A 4,987-nucleotide genomic window follows, 5' to 3' on the forward strand; every position below is an offset into this window, starting at 1 on the left:
GAGGCGGACCGGCCGTTCGTGCTCGACTTCCGCACCGATCCAGCCGTGCCACCGATCCCGCCGCACGCCATGCTTGAGCAGGTCGAGGCAGCCGAGGCGGCCGCGGCGGCTGTGATCCACGGCAACCCCGACCGGGCCGGGATGGTCCGCCATGGCGTCAAGGCGAAGATCCAGGAGTTCCTACCCGGCGGCGGTCGTGAGGGTGAGTCGCAGGTCGGTCATCGTTATAAGTCGTCGCTGGGACGCATTTGCGGGCAGCGAGTCGCCGTCGCGGCCGTCATTGCATCCAGGCAGTGCGCTTCTTTCGATTCACTCGCCTCCAGGCGCGGCGGGCGGCGTGTTGCGCGCGGGCGGCCTGTGCGGCTTGGTATCCGTGGACCAGGCCATAGGTGAACGTGGTCTCGTGGTCGGCGTGCGCTCGGACGGCCAGCTGTGTGAGGGCTTGGCGCGCGATCACGGTGTCTTGGTGCTCGCCGAGCGCGGATTGGAGCCTCTTGAGTCCTTTCGCTGACCGCCGCGCGTTCTTCCCGACGGCGGGCTCGACTGCCTCGGCCGCGTAGCGGGCCCGCTTGGCGGCTTTGCGGGCCTCGTGCAGTGCGTGGTCGCGCTGCGGTCCGGGTGCCACTTCCGTCGCCCGCCGTATGCGGCGACGCGCGCGACGGAACGATCGCCAGACGAGGGGCGGTAGCGCCTCGCCCGCCAGCCGCTCGGCGTCGGCGGTCAACGGCGGGTCCGCCACAAGCGCGTCGAGGCGCGTGAGCAGGGCGAGATACCGTTCGGATCCGAGCGCCTTGAGCAGTCGCTTGCGTGACGCGGCCTCTCGCGGGGCGTAGAAGCCGGTGACCCGCGCCTGGACAGGCCCGAGGACCAGCTCCGCCGGCACCTGGCTCAACGTCGCGGACAGGTGTCCGCGCAGGACTTCATCGTCTCGGGCGTGGCCGAGGACTTCCCCCAACCATCGCAGCTCATTGATCAACCCGGTGATATCGCCGCGGCGGAACAGCGGCCGGAACGCCTGCAGGGCGCTGCGCAGGCGTCGGGCGGTGACGCGCATGTCGTGGACCGCGTCTGCCTCGTCGCCACGCACACGCAGGTCTGCCGAGGTCAGCTTTTCGAGGTGAACGGCGAGGTACGCGCGAAGCACGTCGCCCGCGCTCTGTGGATCTGCGGGCGGCTCGGCTTCCGCCGGGGTGAGCCTGCGGCCCAGTGCCTGCTCCAACTTACTGGTGTAGTGCGAGCGGTGCAGGCCGTCGCGACGAAGCCGCTGGTCCGCGGCTTTGAGCAGCCGCCGCGCACCGGGGACGCCGTCGGCGAGCTCCACCTCGACCTCGTCCCAGCGTATGAGCGTGGTCGTGTCGCCGAAGGTCTCGGCGGTCACCGTGTCGACCACGACCTCGGCCAAGTCGGCACCGGCCTGGTCCCGCAACCTGCTTAGCCGTCTTTTTGTCGTGATGTGCGCGACGGGCTGCAACGGTCGGCCGCGCCGGGTGGCGGTCAGCAGCTCACGGAACTCCGCGGGCAGCTCCCGCCCTGCTGGGAGCCGCAGCTCGGTACGCACGCCCGGGCGTTGCGGCAGCTTCAGATGCCACCCGGCGTCCTCGCCACCGGAGCGTTGACGCAACGTGATGCCCGCGTGCGCCAGGTCGAGCCCGGCGGTGTCGTGGTACACGGCGTCGAGGGTCTGCTCCTCGGGCTCGGACTGCGCCGCCACGCGCGGCAGACCCGTCAGGTCGGGTAAGGCCGTGTCTGGGGGTGCCTGGTACTTCCATTCGGTCTCTTGCATCTTCGTGGCCATGGGTGCCGCCTACCCGGGATTCCCGGCACAAGTAGCGCCGAAGTGAACGAATCACCTACCGGTGGCAAATTCCGCCGCGCACTCGATCACGTCCCGTCATCCGCCCCGTCTGCCAGGCCAGGGTCGCGCCGAGGGCGGTCGCTCCGCCGCGCACGGCCAGGTCGCGGGCTAGGCCGGGCCGCTTATGCGTTCACCGGGTCGGCAGGCACGCGACCCGCCTCGTCGGCCACTGGATGGGATGCCGGCGCGATCATGCTCGGGCTTCTCGGCACCGCGTTGGCCCTGGGCATTGCCGCGATGACGCTATGGCCTTCGCGCCGCGTTCGGGCCCGGGCCGGAGCCGCGTCGGTGATAACTGGACGAGTGCGTACGCTGCTGGTCGCGGTGGAGCGCACGCACTCCGGGCACGTGGGAGATTATGCGTCTTGGTTGGTTGGCAGCATCGCCGTGCTCGCGCTGTTGGTGTGGAACACGCCGGGCTGAATCGGTCTACGGCGTGTTTCAGGACGGTCAGGCGGGTCATTTGGATCCGGTCCTCGCGCATCGCCGATCCACCGGGAGCACAGTTTGGCATCCCCACATACCGCGCCGTTGGGACACGCTGCATCGGCACCGTTCCACGCTCACTCGGCGCGGGAGTTCCCGCTGCACGTGCTGCGCGAATACGCGCTGCTCGCGGACGGTTGGCGCGGGATCCTGCTTGGCTCGCGGGGGAGTGCGCCTGGATGTGCGCGCTGCGGTGGGACTCCGGCGCCGTGTTCAGTGCGCTGATCGCAGGCCAGGGTCCGCCCCGATCCCGCCGCGCCAGGCCTCGGCCTCACCCCGCGCAGAGCGGACATCGGGCAATGCCAGGACCATTGATCCGCGCGGCAGCCGCCCGGCGTAACTAGACCGCCATGAAGTCCGATGCTCATACCAGCGGACGGACAAGCCGATCCCCATCTGCTCGGCCTGTTCGGCATTGAGGCGCGATATCAAACTCTGTGAAAGCCGCACTGCGTTTAACGGACTCGCGCCAATTTCCCGGACTGAGGGGACGACTACGCGGCTCAGCGTGGCACGGGCACCGTTGACCGAGCCGAGCCACGTGAGCTGCCGACCTGCTCGAACTCCCTCCGCAGTCGATTTGAGCACAGGCGCGGAGGACCGGGACTGTGCAGCCATACATGCGTCACGGTCCTCGGGGTACACGAATGGCCTAGCCGGTGAGCAATCCGGCCACCCAGACAGGAGAACACCCCATGTCTATCGGGGCGAACGTATCGGTGATCGCCTTCGGCGCAATCCTGGCTTTCGCGACGCACGTCCACACCCCTGGTCTCAACGTCGGCGCTATCGGGGCGGTTCTTATCGCGGTCGGCGTCGTCGGGCTCGTGATGCAGCTGACTTCGCTCGCCCGGCAACGCAAGCTGACCGCGGTCACCGTCGCGCAGGGCAGCGCCGTCGTAGTACGGCCATACGACGACAGACCTGGCGAACCGCCATACGGCGACCCTGACGGCGAGGACGGGGGGTTCTGATCGTGCGACGCACTAGTTTCGTGGGGGCCCTCGCCGTCATCGCCGCGGGTGGAGCGCTGGCGTTCGGCATCCAGGCGTCCCCCAAGGCGCTCGACATCCACATGACCGGACTGATCGTCATGATCGCCGGGATCGCCGACCTGCTGCTGCGTTTCCTGATCGCCGACAGCCCGCTGTTCTCGCAGACCACCGCCGACGTGGCCGCGGTCGTCGAGCCGATCGGCGAGCCGATGCTGGACGTGTTCGGCAATCCGATCACCACTGCCGACCCGGACCTCCGACCGCCGCTCGTCGCGCCCGCTCCCCAAACCACCCAGATCCTGCCGGCCATCGTCGAGCCGTCCCGCCCGGCGGTCCATACGCTCGCATTTCCCGCCGCCGAGCAGCCCGAGAGCGTCGTGCGCGAGCATCTCCAGCCCGATCAGGTCGTGCGCCACGTGGGCGACCACATGGTGGACCAGTCCCTGGTCCCCGTATCACCGCTGACCGGCCGCCCGGTGCGCACTCGGCGTCGTCAAAGGCTTCGTTAAGCGTCCGTCGCGTCGCGGACCGTCGCGGCCGGGGCCCCACCACACACGATGTTCCCGCGCGCCGCCCGTAGGCTCAGATCCCGGCCGGGTGCTCCGGCGGAAGGCTGCTTTGGCCCGGGTGGCGGCCGCGGCCGCCAGTGGGCCGTGCCCCAGCCCGTCGCACAACATGAGCAGGATCGCCGGGTCCGCGGCGCCCGGACCGCCCTGCGCGTCCGGGTCGGTTTCGTCGAGTCTGGCCGCCCACGTGTCTCCGCAGACCTCTTCCCCGCTGATGGGACGGGTCACCCCGGTCACCGTGGGCTCGCCGAAGGACTGCCTGCGCCCCTCGGCGCCCGGTTGAGCAATCAGTCCTCGAAAACTACGTCCGCGTGTGCCTGGATCCGAATCCTGCATTCCTCTTGACGCGTCATCAACCAGTACAGAGCACGGACAAGGAAGAGTCGCGCTTCGAGACAGCGCGGCCGAACCGGCAGCCGGTGAGGAGACTCATGAATATCGGTGTTGGAACCATAGTCTCGTCCTCGTGATCGTGCTCGTCGTCATGCTCCTGCGGTGCGGCTGAACTCAATTTCTACTTAATCGCTCGAACCCGCGAGTAATCACACGGCTGTTTGGTGTCGCGATTTCGGGTTAGTCGGGAGTAGAGGCCCGCGAGCGTATCGCCCGGGCTGAGGGGAAAATCGAAAGGAGCTCCACCATGGGTGTCATTCTGCTCGTTTTGCTGCTTGCCCTGCTTCTGGGCGGCCTGGGATTCGCCGTGCACGCGCTGTGGATCATCGCAGTGGTCGTCTTCGTGGCGTGGCTCGTAGGCTTCGGCTTCTCCGGCGGCGAGCTGTCCGGCGGCCGTCGGGCGCGCTGGTACCGTCGCTGGTGACCCCGCCCGCGGTCCGTCGTGACGAAACGGCGCCGACTACTAGACCCGCCCCCGTCGACACTGCCGACGGGGGCGGCGGCGACCACCTCCGGCATATTGTCTGCACGCTCTGCTATCCGGCCTTCGACCAAGCTCTTGAAGCGCCGCACGACGCCGAGTGTCTCTGCGGCAAACGCCTACGTGAGGGCGACAGGGGTGGTGCGAGCGATGCAGCGCAATGCATCCTTTGCAACGAGCTACGGGATCACCACTACGCCACAGTGCACCC

Annotated in this window: 4 protein-coding genes and 1 pseudogene; 4 read left to right on the top strand and 1 reads right to left on the bottom strand. The window is 68.6% G+C overall.

The genetic code is table 11. The features are described from left to right. Positions 1-204, top strand: a pseudogene (locus tag VGZ32_RS28660) (thiamine pyrophosphate-requiring protein); the annotation flags it as partial. Positions 205-277: 73 nt separating this feature from the next. Here the strand turns inward: VGZ32_RS28660 and VGZ32_RS08970 are convergent. Further along, on the bottom strand, positions 278-1,795 hold the full coding sequence (locus VGZ32_RS08970; RefSeq protein WP_326885423.1) for a CYTH and CHAD domain-containing protein: 1,518 nt from the start codon (positions 1,793-1,795) through the stop codon (positions 278-280). 1,241 nt (positions 1,796-3,036) lie between these two features. Here VGZ32_RS08970 and VGZ32_RS08975 point away from each other — a divergent pair. The 3 genes from VGZ32_RS08975 (at position 3,037) to VGZ32_RS08985 (ending at position 4,719) form a co-directional block, all read left to right on the top strand. Further along, complete coding sequence (locus tag VGZ32_RS08975; protein WP_326885424.1) at positions 3,037-3,315, top strand: hypothetical protein; 279 nt, start codon at positions 3,037-3,039, stop codon at positions 3,313-3,315. A gap of 2 nt (positions 3,316-3,317) precedes the next feature. Beyond that, positions 3,318-3,845: a hypothetical protein gene (locus tag VGZ32_RS08980; RefSeq protein ID WP_326885425.1), complete on the top strand. Its 528-nt coding sequence runs from the start codon at positions 3,318-3,320 to the stop codon at positions 3,843-3,845. A gap of 697 nt (positions 3,846-4,542) precedes the next feature. Then, positions 4,543-4,719 carry a hydrophobic protein gene (locus tag VGZ32_RS08985; RefSeq protein WP_326885426.1) on the top strand — a complete coding sequence of 59 codons (177 nt, stop codon included), beginning with the start codon at positions 4,543-4,545 and terminating at the stop codon, positions 4,717-4,719. Positions 4,720-4,987 lie beyond the last annotated feature (268 nt).

The organism is Actinocrinis sp., from assembly GCF_035938995.1.
Lineage (GTDB): Bacteria > Actinomycetota > Actinomycetes > Streptomycetales > Catenulisporaceae > DASZGI01.

Coding starts and splice junctions, on each gene's coding strand:
- VGZ32_RS08970 (WP_326885423.1), bottom strand. CDS start 1,795: ATGGCCACGAAGATGCAAGAGACCGAATGGAAGTACCAGGCACCCCCA.
- VGZ32_RS08985 (WP_326885426.1), top strand. CDS start 4,543: ATGGGTGTCATTCTGCTCGTTTTGCTGCTTGCCCTGCTTCTGGGCGGC.
- VGZ32_RS08975 (WP_326885424.1), top strand. CDS start 3,037: ATGTCTATCGGGGCGAACGTATCGGTGATCGCCTTCGGCGCAATCCTG.